Here is a 21,651-nt window from a genome sequence, read left to right on the forward strand (position 1 = left end):
TATCCTGGTGGCGTGCCGACCGAAACCCCCAAGCCCCTGCGCGCAGACGCGGTGCGGAACATCGAGAAGATCGTGAGGGCGGCGCGCGACGTCTACGCGGAGCAGGGGCCCGACGCCGGACTCGATGAGATCGCCCGGCGGGCCGGGGTGGGGATCGCGACGCTCTTCCGCCGGTTCCCGGACAAGGCGGCCCTCCTGCGGGCGGTGCTGGAACAGCAGTTCACCCAGGACGTCCTCCCCGCCATCGAGCGCGGGCTCGGCGACGAGGATCCGCGCCGGGGCCTGAGCGTCGTCATCGAAGCAGCCCTGACCTCGGCGGCCGACGAGCACCACGTGCTGACCGCGGCGCGCAACGCCGGGATCTTCACCGCGGAGACGAGTGCCCGCTTCTTCGACGCGCTCGAACCGCTGGTGGCACGGGGGCAGCAGGCCGGGGTGGTCCGGGAGGACCTCGTACCCGACGACCTGAAGCGGATCATGGGCATGCTCGTCAGCGTGCTGTGGACCATGGACCCGACCGAGGGAGGCTGGCGGCGCTACGTGACCCTGGTCCTGGACGGCCTGACCCCCGCCGCGGCCAGCCCCCTGCCCAACCCGGCCCCTCCGCTGCTCCGGAGACAGCAGAATTAGGGCCCGTCCGGCGGATCCGATACCGCCGGACGGGCCCTGGGCCGGAAGGCTCAGCGCTTGAGCGTGAAGGTGAAGTCGCCCGAGAGCTTGCCGCTCAGACGGACCGTCGACACGAGGTTCCCCTCGGCGAGCAGCCTCTCGACCTCGGCTCGCGAAAGGCCGAGGCCTTCGGCGATCAGTCGAACCGGCCGCACCGGTATCCGCGCACGGAAGCGGACCGAGACCTCGATCGACTCACCCTCCGGCGGAAGCGGCCAGTCCGGCTGGTCCGGTCGATCCGGCTGATCCGGCCGGCCCGACTGGTCGGACCGGACCGGCTGGTACCGCGCGCCGCCGTCGAGGCGCCAGGCGTTGTCCCAGTCGAGGGCGATGCGATTGCGTCGCCGTACGACCGGGTCCTGGAGCAGTTCGGCTGCCAGGCCGAGGTCGTTGGCATGCAGCAGGTTCAAGAACTCGGCTTGTACGGAACGCACGTTCACCCGCTCCAGGACAGTGAGCCTGGTGGTGTCCCCGCAGGCGTTGCACAGGGCGAGAAGCCAGGCGTCGAGGAGCTTGTGGTTCGCGTTGACACGGAATTTGCCGTTCGCCCGGAAGCGCCCGGAGGCGCACCTGTGGCAACGGCGGAGGATTGTCGGCAGGCAGGTGGGAACGACCACCCAGGTTTCGGACACAGAAGTACACCGGTTCCAGTGAGAAGACCGCAGCGAAAAGGAGCACGTCGCACAGGTGCGACGCGCGACGGTTCAGCGCTCGGGGGGTCTCACTTGGTGTACAACGGCGCGTCCTTGACAGGGGAACAGTGGGCGCGAGAACGGTAACGGCACACGGCAGCACGGCTCCACTGGATTTCGGGCCGGTTCCCGGCGATGGGGCGTGACCGGGTGGGCGTCAAGGCGCATCCGGGTCCAGAGGGTCACACCCCACGCCACGCCGTCACCTCGCCCCACCCCCTGGTGTTCGCACGGGTCGTGGGCGCGTGGTCAGCGAGCGGTGTCCTCGCGCTGGGATTCTCGTTCAACCTCGCCTCGGGGCTGTACGCGCTCCTCGGATGAGCCCGCCCCGGGCCGCCGCGCGCCCGCGTCCGCCCACACGGCCGGGCCGCGCGGGGCCACTGTCGACGTGTCGGCGACCTGTTCACTCCGAGAGCAGGGACGAGCCGTTCACTCCGAGAGTGGGGGTGTGATCCGACGGGTGGCGGAGCGGAGCGCGAAGGCCATCACCACTTCGAACACGCCGAGCAGGACGAGCCACAGCCCCAGCAGCCGCGTCAGGGCGACCGCGGAGTCCACCGGGAAGCAGAGCACGACGATGCCCGCGACCGTACCGAGGACGCCCAGACCGAAGAGCAGACCTCGGTGCACGAGGGCACGGTCGGCGATCGAGACGTAGGCCGTGAGCACTCCGGTGAGCAACCAGAAGACTCCGACGATCAGGGACAGTGCGCCGATCGTCTGCATGGGATGCCGCAACACCAGAACGCCGGCCAGAAACGCCAGCATCGCGATGAGGACGGCGGCCAGTCGGCTGCCACCCCGGTCACCGCTGTGCGAGAAGGCCGTGACGAAACGGAAGCCACCCGCCACCAGGAGCTGCAAGCCGATGATCACGGCCAGGATGTGCAAGGTCTCGTCGGGCCAGACGAGCACCAGGATGCCCGGGATCAGTGTCGCCAGGGCGAAACCGAGCGCCCAATGCCAAGAGCTTCCGAGCTGCTTGAGGACGTCTTCGGGATCGTTGTGCGTGTCATACGGTGTCGCGTTGGGGGTCATCTCGCCTCCTGGGACAGCCGAACGGCCCGCGGGACACCTCGAAGCCGCCGACATGCCTCGCATACCCTTATGTCAACTTTAGTCCCATGCGTCCCGGTCTGCTGATCCGGGCAGCAGGCCCACGGGGCGAGATCGCGGAGAGGGCGCGATGCCCACCTCGGCGATCGCGGGAAGCCCCTCCTGATGACAGAGCGTGACGGAGCTGTCACGACACCGGTTCGGCGGCCCCACAGTCCTGCGGGCTTCGCCGGGCGGAATCGGCGAGCCGTTTGGCGAAGGCCTCGACGAGCCCCCGGAGTTCGACCGGGCGGTCGACGGCGAAGGGGCGATCCAACGAGGCGAGTACGGCCGGCAGCCAGTCGAGCCGGTCCACGCGCAGTTCGACTCGGCACCAGGGGGCGGCACCGGGATGTGCTCCGTCCGGGGAGGGCAGTTCCGACAGGACCGCGAGGCCGGCGGGCAGTCGGGGCTGAATCTCCCCGACCGTCCCCTGGACACGCAAGGACACCTCATGTCGGTACGGGGCCGTCGCGAGCCCCGTCAGGACGCGCTTCACCGGATCGATCGCCGCGGGTGGCTCGAAGGAACCGGGCAGGATCCGCACATCGGTGATGCGGTCCAGCCTGAAGGTCCGGTCTCCGTCCGCGGAGGGATCCGCCGCCGTCATGTACCACCTGCCCGCATGGGCGACGACTCCGTACGGGTGCAGGGTGCGCTCGCTGCGTCGGCCGTCGCCGGCGGTGTACCGGATGGAGATCGGTCGGTGGTGGTGCACCGCCTCGGCGATCGGGAGCAGGACTCCCGGGTCCGGCGCGGTCGCCTTGCCGGGCGGATCCGTGATGGCGAGTGAGCCGAGCACCGCGTCGAGTCTGCGGCGCAACCGTTCGGGCAGCACCCGCCTGATCTTGGCCGACGCCGTCTCGCTCGCCGTGTCCGTGGCCGCCGTCAGACCGGACCGCCGGCCCGCGACCAGGCCCAGCAGTACGGCGAGCGCCTCGTCGTCGCTCAGCATGAGTGGCGGCAGGCGATAACCGGGGGCGAGCCGGTATCCGCCGTAGCGGCCGCGCACCGATTCGACGGGCACGTCGATGTCGACGAGTCGTTGTACGTAGCGCCGCACGGTGCGTTCGTCGACGTTCAACCGATCGGCGAGTTCGGACACGGGCCGGATGCCACCCGACTGCAGCAACTCCAGCAGGGTGAGGACGCGGGCGATGGGGCGGGGCATGGGGAAAAGCCTCCCGTACATACCGGGCGGGTTCCGCCCGGTATCGGTCGTAGCGTGCGGTCACGAGCACCGACCCACCAGAGGAGAAACCCCCATGGACTTCGTCTCCGTCCGCATCATCACGGGCGACGTCGCCCGCCTCGTGGAGTTCTACGAGCGCGCCACCGGCCTGTCGGCAACCTGGGCCAACGAGAACTTCGCCGAGCTCAGGACCGCCTCGGCCGTCCTGGCGATCGGCAGCACCCGTACCGTCCCCCTGTTCGCACCCGGGTCCGCCCACCCCGCCGACAACCGCAGCGTCATCCTCGAATTCCTCGTCGACGACGTGGACAGCGTCCACCGGAATCTGCGCGACTTCGTGGAGGACTTCGTGAACGAGCCCACCACGATGCCCTGGGGGAACCGCGCGCTCCTGTTCCGTGACCCGGACGGCAACCTCGTCAACTTCTTCACCCCCGTCACACCGGCCGCCATCGAGAAGTTCGCCGGCTGAGGACAACACGCCCGCCCGGCAGGCAAACGGCCCCCACCGCCCGGCTTCCCTGGTCGGCGAAGGGTCCGGATCCGGGTCCGCCGACACCGCCCCGCGCAGGCACTCCGCACGGCGCGGGCCACCTCCCGGCGCGGGCTTGCGCGGGCCGCCTCCCGGGACGGGCTTGCGCGGGCTACCGTCCGGCGGAGGCGTCGGGGCGCTTGCGCGCCAGACGGGTGCCGAGGATCGCCAGGTCCACGGCGAGGGCTCCGGCGGCCAGTGCGATCTGCCAGACCGGCCCACCGGAGACCATGGCGACCACCAGATAGCCGGCGAGAATCACCGCGAGGGCCGCTTCCAGGACGGCGTCCCGCTTCCACCACCGCGCGCGGGGGGCCTCCGCTTCGGACAGGCGCAGTGCGTACAGCTCCACGGGGCCGAACTCCTCCTCGGGAGCCCGTCCGCCGGCGTCGAGGTGGTCGGCGGCCTCCTTCGTCAGCTCGGCGGCACGTGCGCGGGATATCGCGTGGCGCTCTGTGAGCAGTTGCGGCAGCCGGCCCAGCCAGGCCCGGCGCTCGTCCGCGTTCAGGTCGTCCGTGTTCAGGTCTCCGGCGTTCAGGTCGCCGGTGTTCAGGCCGCCGGTGTTCAGGCCGTCCGTACGCGGTTTCATGGGTGCTCCTTCGGAGTTCTCGGTCGGTTCGGCCCATATGGCTGTCCAGAGCAGCACGAGGCCCAGTACGCACAGGAGTGGAGCCGGGAGGTGGCCGAGTGGCCTGTCGGAAAGGGAGGTGAAGAGCACCGCGCCGATCACTGTCGTCGTGGCCACCGCTCCCCAACCGAGGGCGCGGCGAGGTCGGTTGCGGATCGTGGAGACGATGCCGCCACCGGCCAGGGCCATGGCGACGAGTGAGGAGCCGGCCAGGGCGCCCGGGGTCACGGCCGACATGAGGCCGTTCGTGATCCAGAGCCCCGCGCCGACCGTCAGGGTGGCCAAGCCGACCGGGGCGCAGGCCCGGCAGAGCGCCTGGGCGGGTGTCAGATCGTTCCTGGCGTGACGCAGGCGCTCCTCGGGCGCGATCCGCTCGCCGAGGACGGCGGCGGCGTACTCCTCCGGTGGGCCGAAGGCCTCCTCGGGGCTCTCACCACTGTCGACGCAGTGCTGCTCGACCTCGGCGAGCACCGCGTCCGCGGTGGTGCTGTCCACGGAACGCGCGGCCAGGGCCAGTCGGGTCCGCGCGTGCCACCGGGTGGCGGCGTCGGTCATGGGTTCTCCTCCACTCCGTGGGACAGGAGTTGAGCCATGGCGTCGGAGAACTTCGCCCAACCGGCACTCTCCTGCCGCAGTCGGGTCCATCCGGCGTCGGTGAGCCGGTAGACCTTGCGGCCCGGCCCACCCTCCCCCGGTTCCCACCGGGCCTCCACCGCCCCGTCGGCCTCCATTCGGCCGAGCACGGGGTACAGCGCGCCGCCGCGGACGGTACCGAACCCCCGGGCGGCCAGTTCCTGCACCAGCGCGTAGCCGTGCCGCTCGCCCTCGGCGAGTACACCCGCGAGCGCGAGCGGCAATACCCCACGCAACCAGCCGGTCATGGGCTCTGCGCCGGCCATGCGAAAGTCACCCCCGCTCTCCACTCTCGGACTCCATTTCCGGGCTCGAACCAGTCCGATCCCGGACCAGTCCGCTCCCGGACTAGTTCGTTCTCGGACTAGTTCGTTCTCGGACTAGTGTGGACGCGCGGGCGTCCCGCGTCAACGGTTGCCGGGTGAGGTCGACTTCTGTTCCCGTCTCGCGCGGCCCCGCCTCAGGAACCGAGGACCTTGCCCTTGGCCCGCTCGTACTCGGGTGCCGTGATGGCACCGCGGTCCTTGAGTTCGGCGAGCCTCGACAGTTCCTCCGCCTGGCTGGTGATCGCGGCGCTCTCGGCCGCGTAGGTGCGAAACGCGTCCTCCCGCCTCTGGGTGCGCCTGAGTTCACGTTCGCCCATCCCACGCCCACGGATGATCAGGTAGATGAAGACACCCAGGTAGGGCAGCAGGATGACGAAGACGGTCCACCCGGCCTTGGCCCAGCCGCTCAGGTCGTCGTCACGGAAGACGTCGCCGATGATGCGCATGAGCAGCACGAACCAGAACACCCAGAGGAAGCACAGCATCATGGTCCAGAAGAGGTTCAGCAGCGGGAAGTCGTAGTCCTCCGCCAGGTTGATCAGCGAGTTCTGCATGGCCCGGTCTCCTGTTGGTCGGGGCCGGCCGGCGGCCCTGGGTACGTCCGCTTCGCGGGTGGGCGCGTGCGCGTCACGCGTTCGCGGGTGGGCGCGTGCGCGTCACGCGGGCATCGGGGTGAAGGGGTGCAACTCGTCGGCGCCCGGTTGTACGACGCCGTAGCTGCTCTCCGGTACCTCGTTCCAGGCGCCGGGCAGGTCACCGAGGGGCTCGGACACGATGAGGCGGGTCTCCTCGGAGATGTCCCGCAGGAACGCGACGTCCGGGTGCAGCCGGCGCAGCGCGTCCACCCGGCTGCTGTAGAACAGCGACCGGGAGTCGTGGGCGCTGGAGTAGCGGAAGGCCCACACACGCACGCCGTCGCTGATGGCGAGCGTCATCTGGAGGGGGTCCTCCACCCCGTGGTCACGGCCGATGCGCTCCACCACTCCAGCCATTCGGGCGACGGCGGTCGGCGGGTCCTGGTCGAGGCCGAAGGTGAGGGCCAGGAAGAACATCACCTCGGAGTCCGTGGTCCCCCCGATGTCGGCGTAGAGCGCGGGGTCGACGAGCAGGGTGAGGTCCCGGCGCATCAGGTGGAAACCGGCGATGGCTCCGTTGTGCATGAACATCCAGCGGCCGTGTCGGAAGGGGTGGCAGTTCGACTGCTGCACCGCCGTCCCGGTCGATGCCCGGATGTGGGCGAAGAACAGCGGCGAGCGGACGTGGTCGGCCACCTCCCGCAGGTTGCGGTTGTTCCAGGCGGGACCGACGTCCCTGAGGAGCGCGGGAGTGCTGTCGTCCTGCGAGTACCAGCCGACGCCGAACCCGTCGCCGTTCGTGGTCTCCACGCCGAGCTTGGAGTGCAGGCTCTGGTCGATCAGGGAGTGGGCCGGCTTGTACAGGATCGTGTCGAGCAGCATGGGCGTTCCCGAGTAGGCGAGCCACCGGCACATGCGTCATCACCTGGGTCCCTACGGCACCGCGAGCCGCGCGAGCACCGCATCGCATCGCTTCACCGCTCGCGGCATCCCTGTGCCGCTCACGCCCGGCATTGAACCTTGGCAGCGGACCGGCCCGCACCTGCGCGGTCGCCCACTGCGCGGGCAGTCTCATTCTCGGCTCCCGCGCGGAGGAGCGCGATACGGGAGGGCACGCGACCCGCTCCCGACGAACCGCCCGGCCCTGCGAACCATCCGACACCGACCGATCATGGGGAGGCGTACCGTCCGGGCGCCGGCGGCCGGACACCGCGCTCGGCGCGCCGGGTCGACCGGCGTCCCGCAGGGTGGAGGAATGGAGCGAGCACCGGTCGTCGTGCACCGTGTCAGCCCGTCGGGCGGCCGCCGGGTCGGTATCCGCGTGGGCGGAGTGGAGACGATCCTAGGCGTCGCGCACGAGGACGCCGATGTGATCGAGATGCTCAGGCGGATCGAGGTCCCCGACCCCGACGAGCTGGTGCTGGGGGACTCGCCACTGATCGAGTGGCAGGTTGACGGCCCGCACGTGTACGAGGCCGAGAGCGGGCCGCCACCTGCCGATCTGCCCTGACCCCGGTGGCCGATGCCGGTCGGCCGCACCCGTCGACCGCGGGCCCCGCCCGGGAACGGCTGCCCGCCCCGCCGCCGGTTCCGCGGAAGTCCGGTGCGCGGCAGTCCGGTGCGCGGCAGCAGGTGCGCGGAACCCTGCCCGGCGGCGAGGGGCTCCCGTGGATGCCCCTCGCTCCCACGAGGAGTTGAGCCCGGATCACTCCGGCTCCGGCACGGACCGGGGGTGGCTGGGCCGTCTCGCGCCACGGCCCGCGCCTCCCCCGACGGTTGCGTCCACGCGGTCACGCGTCGGGCCCTTCCCCTCGCGGAGACGGGTGGAATACTCGTGCCTCCCGTACGGCCAAGCGACCGGCCATGCCCCGCCGACACGAACGCCGCACCTCAACTGGCTGGATCCGGCCGTCTTCGATGCCACCACCGGAACAGGAGCGCGCCATGCGCCTTTACGCCCAAACCCCGGCGAGGCGAAGCCGGCAGGTGCTCGCGGATCTGATCGCCGCGGCCGTGATCGCGGCCGCGGTGTGGTTCGCCCTGGCCGTCCGCGACGCGATCATGCTGCTGGCCGAGCCGGGACGGAAGGTGGAGAGTGCGGGCGACAACCTGGCCACCGGCCTCGACAACGCCGGCGACGCCGCGTCCAGAGTGCCGCTCGTCGGCGGTCTCCTGAAGAAGCCGCTCCAGTCCGCGGCCGAGGCCGGCACCGGGCTGTCCGACGCCGGACAGTCCCTCCAGCACACCGTGGAGAACGTGGCCACACTGACCACGCTCGCCCTGATCGTCTTCCCGGTCACCTTCGTACTGGTGCTGTGGCTCCCCCCACGCCTGTTGTGGATCCGGCGCGTCGCCACCACCCGGCACCTCCTGGAAGCCCCCGGCGGCGCCGATCTACTGGCCTTGCGCGCCCTCACCGGGCCGCCCAGCGACCTCAGGGGCCTCCCCGTCCCCCCGGCCGGCCTCGCCGACGCGTGGCGTCGCGGGGACCGACAGGTCATCTCCGAACTGTCCAAAGTCGCTCTCAGGCGGGCGGGATTGCGGCCCTGACAGGCGGAGCGCGGAACGACTCGACGGCACGACTCCCGCGAAGCCCGACCTGATCATCCCCACCGGTGACCGCGTGGTCGGTCCGCCGTCGCCCCTCTCCCTTCCCCCCACCGCGTGGCGCCTCGTGAATCGACTCGTGTCACAGAGGGCGGAAAGACGCCACCAACCAACTCCTCGACGCGATGCCGGACGTCCGGCCGGCCGAAGGGTACGACCCGGCCGAGCAGGGTGTGTTCACCCGTGGTCCGAAGTCCCTGCTCGTGGAGTTCACACCCACTGCCCGCTGACCTGCGGGTTCCTCCGCTCGTCGGCACCGCCGAAACCTTTGGACGGCGGGCATGGACATGGCATATCGTCGGTCGGCTCGGGTCGCCCGTCAGGCGGCCCGTTTCTCATGTCGCACGTGCACGTTCCCGTGGGGGGTACTCCGTCATGTCCTTCAACAAGCCCGGCCCGTCGCCGGCTCCGTCTCCGCAGCCCGAGGCCGGACCGATGACGCCGCCACCACCGCTGCCGACTCCTCATGCCGTTCCCGCCCCGATGCCGCAGGCCGCCGGTGTGCTGCGCTCGCCGGAGGGTCTGGCGACCGCCCTGACCGTGTTGTTGTCCGTGGGTGCCGCGGTCGATCTCTTCTCGTCCGGGGTCAACCTGTACGTGTGGAGGCTGATGAAGGACGCCATCAGCGACCCCTCGTCCCTCTCCGACCACAGCATCGACCTGGCCGACCTCCTCAACGTCGCGACCGGCGTCGCGCAGGCCACCCTCCGGCTGGCCACGATCGTGGTCTTCCTCATCTGGTTCCACCGGGTCCGCTGCAACGGCCAGGTCTTCCGTCCCGATGGATTCAGCCAGTCCGCCGGCTGGGCCATCGGCGGGTGGTTCGTCCCGATCGCCAACCTCTTCTTCCCCTACCGGACGGCGCGGGAGACCTGGAAGGCCAGCATCCAGCTCGCACCCGACGGCTCGTACCGCCATGTCTCCACCGCCCCGGTGACCGCCTGGTGGACGGTGTTCGTCGCCACCCTGTTCCTCGACCGCGTCTTCTCCAAGCGGTACCTGGCGGCCGAGACGCCCGAGGCGGTGCGCGATGTCTCCGCGCTCGGCGCCGTCACCGACGTCGTCACCATCGTCGCCGCCGTGCTGGCCGTCGTCTTCGTGCGCAAACTGACCGCGCTCCAGCGGGCCAAGGCCGCGCAGGGCCCGATCGCCGCGGCCTGACGGGGGTCATGGCCTGACGGCCTGACACTGGACCTCTCCGGCCACAGCACTAGTGCTGTGGCCGGAGAGGTTTGCCGGGTCGTGGTGTCCGGTGCCGAGCATCGCAAGGCGGAGAGGCTCCCGAGTACCGGACGTCCTCGGGAGCCTCGACAACGCGGCGAGGTGCGGCACCGGACGACGCGGGTCAGGCAAGATCCGAAAGAGACGACCCAGGTGCCGTGCCGGGCGGCGTGACACGGTGAACCTCCCCGGTCACAGCACTGGTGGTGGGGCTTGGCCGCACGCCCTACTCGACGAAGTACGAGTCGTGCCGGACGAAGAACTCGGTGCGTTCCTCGTCGGTCGCGTTCGCCAGCCGCGACAGCCCCTCGAAGTACTCTTCACGCGGCGCCCCCGGCGCGAACACCATCAGCATCTCCGCCGGGGCATCCGAATCATTGCGGAAGGCGTGCAGGCCGCCCTGTGGCACGAAGAGGAAGTCGCCCTTCTTCGCGTCGATCCAGTCCGCGCCGTCGAAGAGCCTGACGGTCCCGTCGAGGATGAAGAACGACTCCGAGATCGTCTTGTGGAAGTGGGTCTTCGGACCTCCCGCACCGGCGCTCATCTCCACCCGGTAGAGGCCGAACTCCCCGTTCGTGGAGGCCTTCGTGGCCAGGTAGTGGGTCGCGTCGCCGTTCGGGGACGACAGCTCCGCCGGCGTGTCCGCGGGCCTGAACACCGCGCTGATCTCACCCTTGTCTCCCCTGTAACGTGCATCCGGATACGACGGATACGACATGTCTGCCCCTCCCGTGTCACTCCCGCGTGTACATGGACCTGCGCAGCCGTGACAACCAGCCGTCCGGTGCCGTTCTTCCCCCGGCCCTCCCCTGGATCGCGGGGGCCTGCGGGGCTCCCCGCGTGGAGCCCGAACGGGAACCACGGATGGACGGGCCGAGGCGGGGCAGCAGCGGGGCATGGCTGTCCTTCGAAAGCTCGCCCGTCCCCTGCTCGCCGCCCCGCACATCGTGGAGGGCCTGCGCACCCTGCGCCGGCCCGAGACCGCGGCGGAAGTCTTCCAGCCCTTCGCCGAGGCCGTGGGCAAGCGCGTCCCGGCGGCGGACGGCGACCCGCTGAAGCTGGTGCGCGTCCACGGTGCGATCCAGGTCGGAGCGGGCCTGATGATCGCGACGGGGCGCGCCCCGCGGCTGGCCGCGCTCACGCTCGCCGCCACGGTGGTGCCGACCGCGCTCACGGGCCACGCGTTCTGGACGGAGAAGGATCCGGAGGAGCGTGCCCGGCAGCGTGCCCGGTTCCTGACCGACCTCGCCGCGGTGGGAGGTCTGCTCATCGCCGCCGCGGACACCCACGGAAAGCCCTCTCTGGCTTACCGTTCCCGGCACGCGCTCGACCACAGGCATCCGGTGAGGGCCGTCCGCCGTCCCGTGGAGGCGGCCGCGGCGACCACGGCCGCCCGGATCAAGGCGGCCGCCGCGCTCGCCGATCCTCGCTGACAGGGCCCGTCTGTCGCCGGTTCGCGTGGCCGGCGGCATCACGGAGCACAAGGCGTACGGGGTCGTGATCGCCACCGGTCATGACCGCTCGTGATGAGGAGGAGCCCCATGGCAGACGTTCGTCGGACCGCTCGGCGGCTATCGGTCGGCTCCCTGTTCCGGCCTGCCGCGCTCGACCCGCGCCCCCTGGCGCGGACGGTGACCGTGGTGGTCCGTGGCGCCCGGCGCCGCAGGGCCGCCGTATCCGCCGCCGTCTGTGCCACCGCCGGCGAGCACCGCGTGTGCCCGATTCGGCGGATCGGTACCGACCCGGCTGCCGTGTACGGCCCACGGTGCGAGGCGAACACGCCGCCCGGCGGCCCCGATGCCTCCGCGGGCGGCGCCGCCCGTCGCGAACGGGCTCACGAGGCGGTCGCGTCCCGTACCACCGGCCCCGACGACCTGGCCTCACTGCTGAGCATGCTGGACCTGCGGCCCGGCCCCGACGAGAGGGGCACGGGATCCGGAGGCGACGGACGGTCCCGCGGCGGCGACGGAGGCTGACCGCCCACGCCGGACGCCGTGTGCTGCGTACGCTGGCGTCATGCGCATGCGCCCGACTCTGACCTGGACCCCCACCGAGGACCTGCGGCCCGGCACCACTGACCCGGGCCCCGTGGCCGACGCCCTGGAGGCCGGCGGGGTGCTGGTGCTCAGCGGGGCAGGCATGTCCACGGAGTCCGGCATCCCCGACTATCGGGGCGAGGGCGGAAGCCTGAGCCGGCACACCCCGATGACCTACCAGGACTTCACCACCAGCGCAGCGGCCCGGCGCCGGTACTGGGCACGCAGCCACCTCGGCTGGCGCACGTTCGGCCGCGCCAGGCCCAACGCCGGGCACCGGGCCGTGGCGGCCTTCGGGCGCCGCGGCCTGCTGTCGGGCGTGATCACCCAGAACGTCGACGGGCTGCACCAGGCCGCCGGCAGCGAGGACGTGGTGGAGCTCCACGGAAACCTGGGCCGGGTCGTCTGCCTCTCCTGCGGCGCCTCCGGCTCGCGCCGGGAACTCGCCCTGCGGTTGGAAGAGGCGAACGCGGGCTTCGAGCCGGTGGCCGCGGGACTCAACCCCGACGGTGACGCCGACCTCACCGACGAACAGGTCGGGGACTTCTCCGTGGTTCCCTGCACGCACTGCGGCGGCATCCTCAAGCCGGACGTGGTGTTCTTCGGCGAGACCGTTCCGCCGCGGCGGGTCGCGCACTGCCGCGAACTGGTCGGTGCGGCGGCCTCTCTCCTGGTCCTGGGCTCCTCGCTGACGGTCATGTCCGGACTGCGTTTCGTCCGTCAGGCGGCCCAGGCCGGGAAGCCCGTACTGATCGTCAACCGGGATCCGACCCGCGGCGACAGGCACGCCGTCACCCGGGTCGAACTCCCCCTGGGAACGACCCTCACCGCCCTGGCCGACCGCTTGGACATCCCCTTGGGCGACTGAGGGGCGTTCTGCCGATCCGGCGCCGATCCGATCGACCGTGTATGGGCTTGGGGCCGAGGGCCGGACGTCCGGTGCGCCGCGGTGTGCGGGCCCGGTCAGGTCGTCGTCCCGGTCACAGGCCGGCGGCGCCCTCGACGAGCAGAAGCACACCGATCACCGCCAGGACCACGGCGGTGACGGCGCTGTTGTGGATCTCCAGCCAGGTCCTCGCCCGGCCCAGAGGGCCCAGGACCCGCTCCCCCACGACGACGTGAAGCAGCAGCGGGATGGCCACGGTGGACGCCGCGACGGCGGTGAACACCACCACGGCCGTCACCGCGCGGGACGGGCCCGCTTCGGCGGAGCCGACGGTCAGGCCGGCCGCCGCCGAGAGCAGGGCGACCTTCGGGTTGGCCGCGGACAGCAGCAACCCCAGCCGCATGGCTTTCACCGGGGTGGCGTCGGTGAGGGTCCGCATCCAGGCCGGGGTGTCCTTCTTCGCTCGTGAGCGCCACTGCCGCACGGCCAGCAGAAGGAGGACCACGCCGAGGACCGCTTTGGTCCAGGACGCCCAGGTGGGTGTCTCCTCGTATACCTCGATGACGGCGGCGAGCAGGGCGAGGGCGACCGTCATCGCGAGAACGCCGGCCGTCCAGCCGGCCAGGAAGGACCCGGCGGTCACCCGGGGGCGGGGCGTGAAGAGCAGGAAGACCGCGGGAACGACGGGGACCGGCGACAGCGCGATACCCAGTGCGAGCGGCACCACCTCGCCGAGCAGTTCTCCCACAGGCCAACCTCCTCGCGGCGCGTCCCCGGCCCGGGGTGCGACCTCGGCCGGGTGTCGCCGCTTGCCGTGCGCGTCCGGCCCGAACGGGCAGGGCCCGCGTCCCGGAACTCCGGAGGGCGGCGGGACCCCGACAGGCGTGCGCAATCTATCGACCTGAACGGGCGATGAGGCACTGCCTCGCCGAAACCCCACTCCCGGGCCGTGGTCGCCACGGCTCACGGCTCACGGCTCACGGTTCCGTCGGGGTCACAGGACTCAGCAGCGCGAGCCCCAGGGGGGTGATGCGGTGCAGTACGGATTGGCCTCGGCGGCTGGTGGTGATGAGATCCGCGTTCCGGAGCACCGTCGCGTGCTGGCTGGCGGCTGCCGCCGAGACGTTGAGGCGGCGGGCCAACTCGGTGGTCGTGCTGCCTTCGGCCGTCACCCGCAGCGCGGCGGCGCGCGTGCGGCCGAGCAGTGATTCCAGGTTTCGGCCCGAGGGGCCGACCGCGTCGGTCGGCCCGGCGCCTGCCAGCGGCTCGCGGAGTGCCGGCACCGTCAACCGGGGTGGCTGCGTGGTGTCGAGCGGGTCCCACAGCAGGCTCACCGCGTGCGGTGAGAAGACGGTGGGGGTGATGATCAGTCCCCTTCCCCGGAGGTGCACCTCGACGCCGCGCGGGTAGGGAGCCTCCAGGACCGGCGGCCGCCAGCGGACCAGGGGGGCGCAGAGCGAGCGCAGCAGCAGGTCGACACCTCCCTCGAGCAGGACGTTCATGTAGCGGGACGAGAGCGCGGCCAGTTCGGACCGTCCCTTGTGCCAGAAGGGCTCCACGGCCAGCCGATGGCAGGCTCGCAGCGCCTCGGCAAGTTCCCGCCGCGCTTCGCGGTCCCCCTCGGACACCCGCCTCGCCCAGGACAGGTGTTCCAGGGGGAAGTCGATGCCTTTGAACTCTCGTCGCAGTCGGGCCGCGGGTGCGTGGAGCAGATTGTCCACGGCGTGTTCCACACAGGGCCCGTCCCCCATCAGGGCGAGCAGGTCGAGCCCGGGCCCACGCACCGGCAGCAGGGAGGTCAACGGGCGGGTGTCGGCCCCCATGCGGCCCGCGACGGCTGACCGCCACGAGCGGAAGTGGGGGCTGGAGTGGGGGCCGTCCCCTCTGCCCCGCAACAGTTCCAGGCTGTAGTAGGTCTCCGCCGCGATCCCGATCGTCGCGGCGACCCGTGTCCGCGCGAGATCCTCCGTCGTGAAGTGAATGCGTAACACCGTTCGGCCCCCTGCCGGTGCTGGAGCGTGCCCGGGCACCCGCAGCATGCCCCGGCCAGGGGCACCACACGCCTTCCGGTCGCCTCCCGGATCGAGGCGAAACAGGCTCGGGTGGCCTACGGCCGGGGACGGATTCACCGCTCGCACGGCCACGCCGCGCGTCTGGCTCCACGCCACGCCGGAGAGGGTTACGTGATGCGGCAGCCGGCTCCACCCACGTAGTTGGCGTCCCTGATCTGGCTCTTGAGGCCGAGCCGCGTGTCACCGGGTCCGACGCAGATGGTCCGGTCGAACCCCCGGACGATGTCGAGCTTGATCTTGATCGTGGTGGGGCCACAGTGGTTGTAGAACGCGATTTCCCTGCCCGCGTAGTACCCGCACGGTGAGACTGCGGCCCGGGATCCCGCTCCCCCGGCGCTGCCCGTGCCGCCTGCGCTGCCCGCGCTCGCAGGGGTGATCGTGCTCATCACCGCAGCGGAGCCGAGAACGGCGACCGCCATCCATCGCCGCGTGCCGTTGCGCTGTAAGCGCTCCATTCGTGCCACACTCCTCTGCGTTTCGGGCGGGGCCTTCACCCCTTTGCCACAGCAGAGACTCGCAGTGACGTCCGTGCACCGGCAACCCTCTAAGCGACCACTTAAAGCCGCAGGTGAGACCCCCTTTCCACCCGCTCCCCGGCTCGCTCCCCCTCGCTTTCGCACACGGGTTCGCAGGCTTGCCTCGGCGTCGTGAGGGGGCGAGCCGGGCCGCGCGTCGACCGACCGCTCCCGGCCCGGCCGGGCCGGGAGCACGACGGAGCACCGCCCGGTCGCGGCGGCGGTAACGTAGGCATGTGGGGCAACTCCTCAGGCTGCGGGAGACGGATCTCTCGACGGGCGAGAGGCGGTGCGCATGGATCCCGAGCCCTTCGACGAGGTCACCAGCCCTGCCGCCCGGGCCGCGGGCGGCTGGCTCGGGGGTCTGCCCGTGGCCGTGCTCGCCACCGGCAGCGACGGCCGGATCGTGCGCTGGGACGTGGCCGCCCAGGAGTTGTTGGGATACGCCCCGCGCGAGGTCATCGGCCGTCACATCGCCGATCTGTTGCATCCGGGTACGGACCGGAGTCTCGGCAGGTCGCTGTGGGAGAAGGCCGTCACCGCCCGCGGCGTGATGGGCACCGTGACCGCCTGGCACCGGGACGGGCACCCGGTGGAGGTGGAGATCTGGGCGGCGCCCGTCCCCGCCCGTCCGCGCGGCGGGACGACCGTGCTGGTCTTCGCCGCCGATGCCGCCGCCGCCCAGCGGATCCGCGGCTCCTCCGCGGTGTGGGACGGGCTGTTCGCCCGCTCCCCGGTCGGCATCGCCCTCTTCGACACCCGATTGCGCTTCCTGCGGGTCAACCCCGCCCTGGAGGCCATGAACGGCCTGCCGGAGGCCGCTCACATCGGCCGGCGTCTGGCCGAGGTGCTGCCCGGGGTGAACGCGGCCGCCATGGAAGTCCTCATGCGGCAGGTTCTCGAGGAAGGTCGTCCCGTCCTCGACTCCCGTCGCGTCGGCCGCACCCCGGCCGCCCCGGACCAGGACCGGGTGTGGTCGTGCTCCTACACCAGGCTGGAGGACACGGACGGGCACCCGCTCGGACTGGCCGCCTCCCTGATCGACATCACCATCCAGGAGCGGACCCAGTTGGAGGCCGAGGCCGGCCGGCGCCGCCTCGCGCTGATCAACGCGGCCACGTACCGCATCGGCACCAGCCTGGACCTTGAGCGCACCGCGCAGGAACTGGCCGACGTCACCGTCCCGGAGCTCGCCGACCTGGTCACGGTCGACGTCCTGGAGTCCTTGGCCGCGGGCGCGGAGATCGGCTCCGGCCTGGTGGCCGGGACCCGCCTGCGCCGCCTGGGCAAAGCCCCCTCCGACTCGCCCCTGGCCGAGATTCTCGCCCCCCTCGGACGCACCCTCGTCTTCCCGTCGGCCGCCCCCTACACCCAGGCGCTCGCCGACCGCCACGCCTTCGTCATCCCCCGCCTCGACGAGAAGTCCATCGCGCCGGCGGCCCGTCACTCGCCGGCACCGGCCGAGCTGCTGAAGCACGGCGTGCACTCCTTCATGATGGTGCCGCTGCTCGCCCGGGGGACGGTGCTGGGCCTGGCCACGTTCTACCGGTGCACCACCGCGGAGCCCTTCGGCGACGAGGACACCGCCCTCGCGACCGAACTGGCCGCGCGGGCCGCCGTGTGTCTGGACAACGCCCGCCTCTACCACCGCGAGCACGACACCGCCCTCATCCTGCAGCGCAGCATGCTGCCCCAGCACATCACCCCGCCGCCCGGCATCGAGGTCGCCCATCGCTACCTGCCCGCCAGTGACGTCAACGAGGTGGGCGGCGACTGGTACGACGTGATCCCCCTGACCGGCGACTCCGTGGCGTTCGTGATCGGCGACGTCATGGGGCACGGCATCCAGGCCGGGGCCGTCATGGGCCGGCTCTCCGCCAGCGTCCGCGCCCTGGCCAGGCTGGACCTCGACCACGACGACATGTTCCACCAGCTCCAGGCCGCCTTGGACGACCTGGCCGACCCGATGCTCGCCACCTTCCTGTACGTCGATCTCGACACGGCCACCGGGGCTTGCCGCATCACCTGCGCCGGGCATCCTCCGCCCGCGCTCGTCACCCCCGACGGCTCCGCCCGCCTGCTCGACGTACCGCCGGGACTCCCGCTGGGCGTGGGCCCCACCCGCTTCACCACCACGCACACCACGCTGGCTCCGGGCAGCGTGATCGTTCTCTACACCGACGGTCTCATCGAGGCACGCGGCACCGACATCGACGACCGTCTGAGCGAACTCACCCACCTTCTGGCCGAGCCCGCGCCGTCCCTCGACGCGCTCTGCGACAGTCTCGTCACTCACCTGGTGCCCGCTTCGGCCGACGATGACATCGCTCTGCTCGCCGCCCGTCTGAACGGACCCTGAGGCGATCGGAAGCCCCGGGCGGCGGTCGGATCGGACCGCCTCACGAGTTGACTGAAATTTCAGTCAGTGCCACAGTGGTCATCGAGGCCGCAGCACTCACCGTGCGGAGCGGCCGTCGCGGCGCGGAGCGCGCACTCTTGTCCGTAGGGGCCGGTTTGTCGCACCTGCCGCGCGTCCGAGCCGCGCCCTCTCGCTCGCCCTGGCCGGATGTACCCCTTCCGCCGGCCCACGATCGGAGTTCTCCCGTGTCCTTCCTGCCCCCCACCCGACGGACCGTCCTTCGCACCCTCGCCGGAATCGGCGCCGCCGTCGCGGGCGCCACTGCGTGCTCCCCCGCGTCCGGAGTCACGGTCGACTCCACCGCCGGCCCCTCCCAACCCGCCGCCGCGGGCGCCAAGCGGCGCTTGGGCGCCGAGTGGGAGAGCCACACGCGCACCTTCATGTCCTGGCCCGCGCTGACCTCGGTCTGGCACGAGGATCTGCGCTACGTACGCGAGGACATCGCGAGGATCGCGCGCGCCGTCGGCGAGTACGAGGCGGTCGTCATGATGGCCCGACCCGATCAGGTCGACGCGGCCCAGCGGGCCGTCGGCTCCCAGGTCGAGGTCATCCCGCTGGCCGTCGACGACCTCTGGGCGCGCGACACCGTCCCCGTCTTCGTCGAGGAGGGCGGCAAGGTCGTCGGCGTCGACTTCAACTTCAACGGCTGGGGCAACAAGCAGAAGCAGCACCAGAACGACGCCCTGGTCGGGCGCAACGTGCTCAAGAAGTACGGGATCACCCGGGTCCAGGCCCCCCTCGTCGCGGAGGGCGGCTCCTTCGAGCCCGACGGCGAGGGCACCCTGATGATCACCGAGAGCTCGATCGTCAACGACAACCGCAACCGCGGGAAGAACCGGGACACCATCGAGAAGGAGCTCAAGGAGACCCTCGGCGTCGAGAAGGTGATCTGGCTGGCCGGCGTCCGCGGGGAGGACATCACGGACGCCCACGTGGACAGCCTCGTGCGCTTCACCGCGCCCGGTGTGGTCCTGCTGGACCGCGCGCACCCCGGCACTCCGGCGGACTCCTGGTCGCGCTCCGCCGACCAGGCAAAGTCCGTACTCTCCAAGGCTACGGACGCCCGTGGCAGGCGCTTCGAGATCATCGACCTGCCGCAGCCCGACCTGAAGAGGATCACGGGCGAAGGTGACGACTTCGTGTCGACCTACGCCAACTTCTACATCGCCAACGACGCCGTCCTCATGCCCAGGTTCGGGGACCGCAAGGCCGACGACAAGGCGCGCGGCATCCTCCAGGAACACTTCCCCAAGCGGGACATCGTCCCCGTCGCGATCGACACGATCGCCTCCGGCGGCGGCGGCATCCACTGCTCCACCCACGACCAGCCCGGCAAGCCCGCCGCCTGATCGACTCTCCTGCACCCGCCCCATCCCGGTGACCCCGGGGCGTCCCGCACGCCCCGGGGTCACCGGGTTCAATGCCGTCAACGGGTCCAGGCCGGGGGCCGTTTCTCGCAGAACGCGCGGGCGCCTTCGACTGCCGAGCTCGTACGGAACACAGGCGCGGTGAGCGGGTCCTGGGCGGCGAACGCCGCGTGGTCGTCGAGGCCGTGGGTGACCTCGACGAGCTGACGGGTGATCCGTACCGCATCGGGGGAGTTGACGCGGATCCGTGCGGCGAGCGCGATGGCGGCGTCCAAGGCGCCGCCCTGGGGCGTGAGTTGGTTGACGAGCCCGTGCCGTGCGGCATCCGGGGCCGGGAGCGGGGAGGCGGCCAGGAGCATCTCCATGGCCAGGTGGTACGGAACGCGGCCGGGCAGGCGAATGGCTCCGCCTTCCGAGGCGACGAGGCCACGGGCGACTTCGGGGAGCGCGAAGAACGCCGTGTCGGCGGCGGTGATCAGGTCGCAGGCGAGGGCGAGTTCGAAGCCGCCCGCCACGGCCGCCCCTTCGACCGCGGCGATGACCGGCTTCGTCCGGCGGGCGCGGGTCAGTCCGGCCAGCCCCCGGTCCGCCACCCGTGGCACTCCTTCGTCGGGAAAGGCCCTGAGGTCCATGCCGGAGCAGAAGTGGCCCGCCCGCACCGGTCAGGACACCGACCAGAAGTCCCGGGTCGGTCTCCAGGAGGGTGAGCGCTCCATCGACGGCGTCGGCCAAGGCCCGGTTGACGGCGTTGCGGACGTGGGGCCGGTTGAGGGTGACGACCAGGACGCCGTCGCGCCGCTCGGTCAACACCACGGGTTCGGTGTCGAGCGTGCCTTGTGTGCCTTGCGTGTCCTGCGTGTCCTGCGTGTTCATCGTGTTCCTTCCACCTGGGGGGATGGGGAGGCGGCGGGACGGCTCATCGCCGGACAAGAGGCAACGCCGCCAGGCCACGCATGACGCGGGCCGGGCGCCAGGGCATTTCATCGGCCGGTTTGGCAAGCCGCACCGTGCCCAGGCGTTCGAGCAGCAGGGGGAAGGCCACCGAGCCTTCGAGACGGGCGAGGGCCGCGCCGATGCAGAAGTGGGGGCCGTACCCGAAGGCGAGGTGGTCGTTGGGCGTGCGGCCGAGGTCGAGGCGGTCGGCGTGCGGGAAACGCCGCCCATCGCGGTTGGCGGACCCGATCAGCAGGCTCACGATCTCTCCCTCGCGGATGGTCCGCCCGTGCAGGCGGATCGATTCGCCCGCGCACCGGAACGTGGCGTCGCGCACCGGGGAGTCGTAGCGCAGGAGTTCCTCGACCGCGGTGGAGAGAAGTCCGGAGCCCGCGCCCTCGGCCGCGAGGCGCGCGGTCTGGGCGGGGTGACGCAGCAGGGCGAGCACTCCGTTGCCGATGAGGTTCATGGTGGTGTCGTGGCCGACGAGCAGCAGGAGGTAGGCGGTGGAGCGCAGTTCCTCCTCGCTCATGGCGCCGCTCTCGTCGCCCGCCCGCACCAGGGCGCCCAGCAGGTCCACGCCGCCGCTCTCCTCCCCTGCCCGCTTGCCGGCGATCAGGGTGTCCAGCAGCGCGTGCAGGTCCCGTTCGGCGCGGGCCGGGTCAGCGGACTCGTCGGGGGCGATGGTGGCCATGAGGGTGTCCCGTGTCGCCGGGGTGTCCAGGTGTTCGGGTACGCCGAGGATCGCGCAGATCATCCGGAACGTCAGGGGCGCCGCGAAGTCCGCGATCAGGTCGACGTGCACGTGGTGCTCGACCCGGTCCAGCAGCCGACCGGCCACCTCGGTGATGAAAGGTTCCAGCAGGGCGATGCGGCGGGGCACGAAAGCAGAGTTGACCAGGGTCCGCAGCCGGGTGTGGTCGGGTGGGTCTGCGTGCACCAGGTGCCGGTTGAGACCGGCCGGACCCGGCACGTATCCGGGAACCCGGCCCGGGTCCTTGCTCAGACGGGCGTCGGTGAGCAGGGCGCGTACGTCCTCGTACCGGGAGATCTGCCACACGGCGGGCCGGCCGGGTCGGCGTTCCACGTGGGCCGGCGCGTGGTGCCGCAACCACGCGAAGTACGGGTAGGGATCGCGGACCCGGGCCGCCAGAAGGTGGGCGGGTGGGCGGGGTTCGGCTTCAGCGGGCACGGCATCTCCGGCTCGGCGTTGATCAACAGTCAACACACCAACGAAGTTCCGCGCGGGGGGA

General features: G+C 71.4%; 23 protein-coding genes. 10 read left to right on the forward strand and 13 right to left on the reverse strand.

What is annotated here, in order from left to right; all coding sequences use genetic code 11:
- Positions 1-12: 12 nt before the first annotated feature.
- A complete protein-coding gene (locus ACFYW3_RS33325; RefSeq protein ID WP_351757528.1) occupies positions 13-630 on the forward strand; it encodes a helix-turn-helix domain-containing protein in 618 nt (205 codons plus the stop codon).
- A 50-nt stretch (positions 631-680) separates the two neighbouring features.
- On the opposite strand, the gene ACFYW3_RS33330 is transcribed toward ACFYW3_RS33325, so the two are convergent.
- The 3 genes from ACFYW3_RS33330 to ACFYW3_RS33340 all read right to left on the reverse strand — a co-directional run bounded on the left by ACFYW3_RS33330 (position 681) and on the right by ACFYW3_RS33340 (position 3,627).
- Positions 681-1,301 (reverse strand): DUF1062 domain-containing protein, encoded by a 621-nt coding sequence (locus ACFYW3_RS33330; RefSeq protein WP_351757531.1) that lies wholly within the window; start codon positions 1,299-1,301, stop codon positions 681-683.
- A 489-nt stretch (positions 1,302-1,790) separates the two neighbouring features.
- A complete protein-coding gene (locus ACFYW3_RS33335) occupies positions 1,791-2,399 on the reverse strand; it encodes a DUF308 domain-containing protein (RefSeq protein WP_351757534.1) in 609 nt (202 codons plus the stop codon).
- Between the two features lie 205 nt (positions 2,400-2,604).
- Positions 2,605-3,627, reverse strand: a complete 1,023-nt coding sequence (locus ACFYW3_RS33340) for a helix-turn-helix transcriptional regulator (protein WP_389388277.1) — start codon at positions 3,625-3,627, stop codon at positions 2,605-2,607.
- 94 nt (positions 3,628-3,721) lie between these two features.
- On the opposite strand from ACFYW3_RS33340, the gene ACFYW3_RS33345 reads away from it, so the two are divergent.
- On the forward strand, positions 3,722-4,120 hold the full coding sequence (locus ACFYW3_RS33345) for a VOC family protein (protein WP_351757540.1): 399 nt from the start codon (positions 3,722-3,724) through the stop codon (positions 4,118-4,120).
- A gap of 172 nt (positions 4,121-4,292) precedes the next feature.
- Here the strand turns inward: ACFYW3_RS33345 and ACFYW3_RS33350 are convergent, their stop codons facing one another.
- The 4 genes from ACFYW3_RS33350 to ACFYW3_RS33365 all read right to left on the reverse strand — a co-directional run bounded on the left by ACFYW3_RS33350 (position 4,293) and on the right by ACFYW3_RS33365 (position 7,257).
- Complete coding sequence (locus tag ACFYW3_RS33350) at positions 4,293-5,363, reverse strand: hypothetical protein (RefSeq protein WP_389388278.1); 1,071 nt, start codon at positions 5,361-5,363, stop codon at positions 4,293-4,295.
- A complete protein-coding gene (locus tag ACFYW3_RS33355; RefSeq protein ID WP_389388279.1) occupies positions 5,360-5,707 on the reverse strand; it encodes a PadR family transcriptional regulator in 348 nt (115 codons plus the stop codon). The genes ACFYW3_RS33350 and ACFYW3_RS33355 overlap by 4 nt, the downstream gene beginning before the upstream one ends.
- Positions 5,708-5,901: 194 nt before the next feature.
- Positions 5,902-6,321, reverse strand: coding sequence for an SHOCT domain-containing protein (locus ACFYW3_RS33360; RefSeq protein WP_351757549.1), 420 nt, complete (start codon positions 6,319-6,321; stop codon positions 5,902-5,904).
- 102 nt (positions 6,322-6,423) lie between these two features.
- Complete coding sequence (locus ACFYW3_RS33365) at positions 6,424-7,257, reverse strand: class II glutamine amidotransferase (RefSeq protein WP_389388280.1); 834 nt, start codon at positions 7,255-7,257, stop codon at positions 6,424-6,426.
- 340 nt (positions 7,258-7,597) lie between these two features.
- Between ACFYW3_RS33365 and ACFYW3_RS33370 the strand changes: the two genes are divergently transcribed.
- The 3 genes from ACFYW3_RS33370 (at position 7,598) to ACFYW3_RS33380 (ending at position 10,110) form a co-directional block, all read left to right on the forward strand.
- Positions 7,598-7,852 (forward strand): hypothetical protein, encoded by a 255-nt coding sequence (locus ACFYW3_RS33370; RefSeq protein WP_351757555.1) that lies wholly within the window; start codon positions 7,598-7,600, stop codon positions 7,850-7,852.
- A 434-nt stretch (positions 7,853-8,286) separates the two neighbouring features.
- A complete protein-coding gene (locus ACFYW3_RS33375) occupies positions 8,287-8,892 on the forward strand; it encodes a hypothetical protein (protein ID WP_351757558.1) in 606 nt (201 codons plus the stop codon).
- A gap of 432 nt (positions 8,893-9,324) precedes the next feature.
- Positions 9,325-10,110, forward strand: coding sequence for a DUF4328 domain-containing protein (locus ACFYW3_RS33380; protein WP_351757561.1), 786 nt, complete (start codon positions 9,325-9,327; stop codon positions 10,108-10,110).
- 286 nt (positions 10,111-10,396) lie between these two features.
- Here the strand turns inward: ACFYW3_RS33380 and ACFYW3_RS33385 are convergent, their stop codons facing one another.
- Positions 10,397-10,888 carry a cupin domain-containing protein gene (locus tag ACFYW3_RS33385; protein WP_351757564.1) on the reverse strand — a complete coding sequence of 164 codons (492 nt, stop codon included), beginning with the start codon at positions 10,886-10,888 and terminating at the stop codon, positions 10,397-10,399.
- Between the two features lie 178 nt (positions 10,889-11,066).
- Here ACFYW3_RS33385 and ACFYW3_RS33390 point away from each other — a divergent pair, with 178 nt between their 5' ends.
- From ACFYW3_RS33390 to ACFYW3_RS33400, 3 genes are all read left to right on the forward strand, one after another.
- Positions 11,067-11,603: a DoxX family protein gene (locus ACFYW3_RS33390; protein ID WP_389388281.1), complete on the forward strand. Its 537-nt coding sequence runs from the start codon at positions 11,067-11,069 to the stop codon at positions 11,601-11,603.
- Between the two features lie 108 nt (positions 11,604-11,711).
- The gene (locus ACFYW3_RS33395; RefSeq protein ID WP_389388282.1) at positions 11,712-12,146 is read left to right on the forward strand and encodes a hypothetical protein; all 435 of its coding nucleotides are present in this window, start codon (positions 11,712-11,714) and stop codon (positions 12,144-12,146) included.
- A 40-nt stretch (positions 12,147-12,186) separates the two neighbouring features.
- A complete protein-coding gene (locus tag ACFYW3_RS33400) occupies positions 12,187-13,074 on the forward strand; it encodes an NAD-dependent protein deacetylase (RefSeq protein ID WP_389388283.1) in 888 nt (295 codons plus the stop codon).
- Between the two features lie 112 nt (positions 13,075-13,186).
- Here the strand turns inward: ACFYW3_RS33400 and ACFYW3_RS33405 are convergent, their stop codons facing one another.
- The 3 genes from ACFYW3_RS33405 to ACFYW3_RS33415 all read right to left on the reverse strand — a co-directional run bounded on the left by ACFYW3_RS33405 (position 13,187) and on the right by ACFYW3_RS33415 (position 15,619).
- A complete protein-coding gene (locus tag ACFYW3_RS33405; protein WP_389388284.1) occupies positions 13,187-13,840 on the reverse strand; it encodes a GAP family protein in 654 nt (217 codons plus the stop codon).
- A 229-nt stretch (positions 13,841-14,069) separates the two neighbouring features.
- Positions 14,070-15,083, reverse strand: coding sequence for an ArsR/SmtB family transcription factor (locus tag ACFYW3_RS33410; RefSeq protein ID WP_389388285.1), 1,014 nt, complete (start codon positions 15,081-15,083; stop codon positions 14,070-14,072).
- A 188-nt stretch (positions 15,084-15,271) separates the two neighbouring features.
- Positions 15,272-15,619 carry a DUF6355 family natural product biosynthesis protein gene (locus ACFYW3_RS33415; protein WP_389388286.1) on the reverse strand — a complete coding sequence of 116 codons (348 nt, stop codon included), beginning with the start codon at positions 15,617-15,619 and terminating at the stop codon, positions 15,272-15,274.
- A 355-nt stretch (positions 15,620-15,974) separates the two neighbouring features.
- Between ACFYW3_RS33415 and ACFYW3_RS33420 the strand changes: the two genes are divergently transcribed.
- Together ACFYW3_RS33420 and ACFYW3_RS33425 are read left to right on the forward strand one after the other, a co-directional pair.
- The gene (locus ACFYW3_RS33420; protein ID WP_351757584.1) at positions 15,975-18,038 is read left to right on the forward strand and encodes a SpoIIE family protein phosphatase; all 2,064 of its coding nucleotides are present in this window, start codon (positions 15,975-15,977) and stop codon (positions 18,036-18,038) included.
- A gap of 245 nt (positions 18,039-18,283) precedes the next feature.
- Complete coding sequence (locus ACFYW3_RS33425; RefSeq protein WP_389388287.1) at positions 18,284-19,447, forward strand: agmatine/peptidylarginine deiminase; 1,164 nt, start codon at positions 18,284-18,286, stop codon at positions 19,445-19,447.
- A gap of 77 nt (positions 19,448-19,524) precedes the next feature.
- On the opposite strand, the gene ACFYW3_RS33430 is transcribed toward ACFYW3_RS33425, so the two are convergent.
- Together ACFYW3_RS33430 and ACFYW3_RS33435 are read right to left on the reverse strand one after the other, a co-directional pair.
- Positions 19,525-20,058, reverse strand: coding sequence for an enoyl-CoA hydratase-related protein (locus ACFYW3_RS33430; protein ID WP_389388288.1), 534 nt, complete (start codon positions 20,056-20,058; stop codon positions 19,525-19,527).
- A gap of 323 nt (positions 20,059-20,381) precedes the next feature.
- Entirely contained in the window at positions 20,382-21,590 is a 1,209-nt protein-coding gene (locus tag ACFYW3_RS33435; protein WP_389388289.1) for a cytochrome P450, read from the reverse strand.
- Positions 21,591-21,651 lie beyond the last annotated feature (61 nt).

The sequence above is a fragment of the Streptomyces sp. NPDC002602 genome, from assembly GCF_042889445.1.
Taxonomy (GTDB): Bacteria; Actinomycetota; Actinomycetes; order Streptomycetales; family Streptomycetaceae; genus Streptomyces.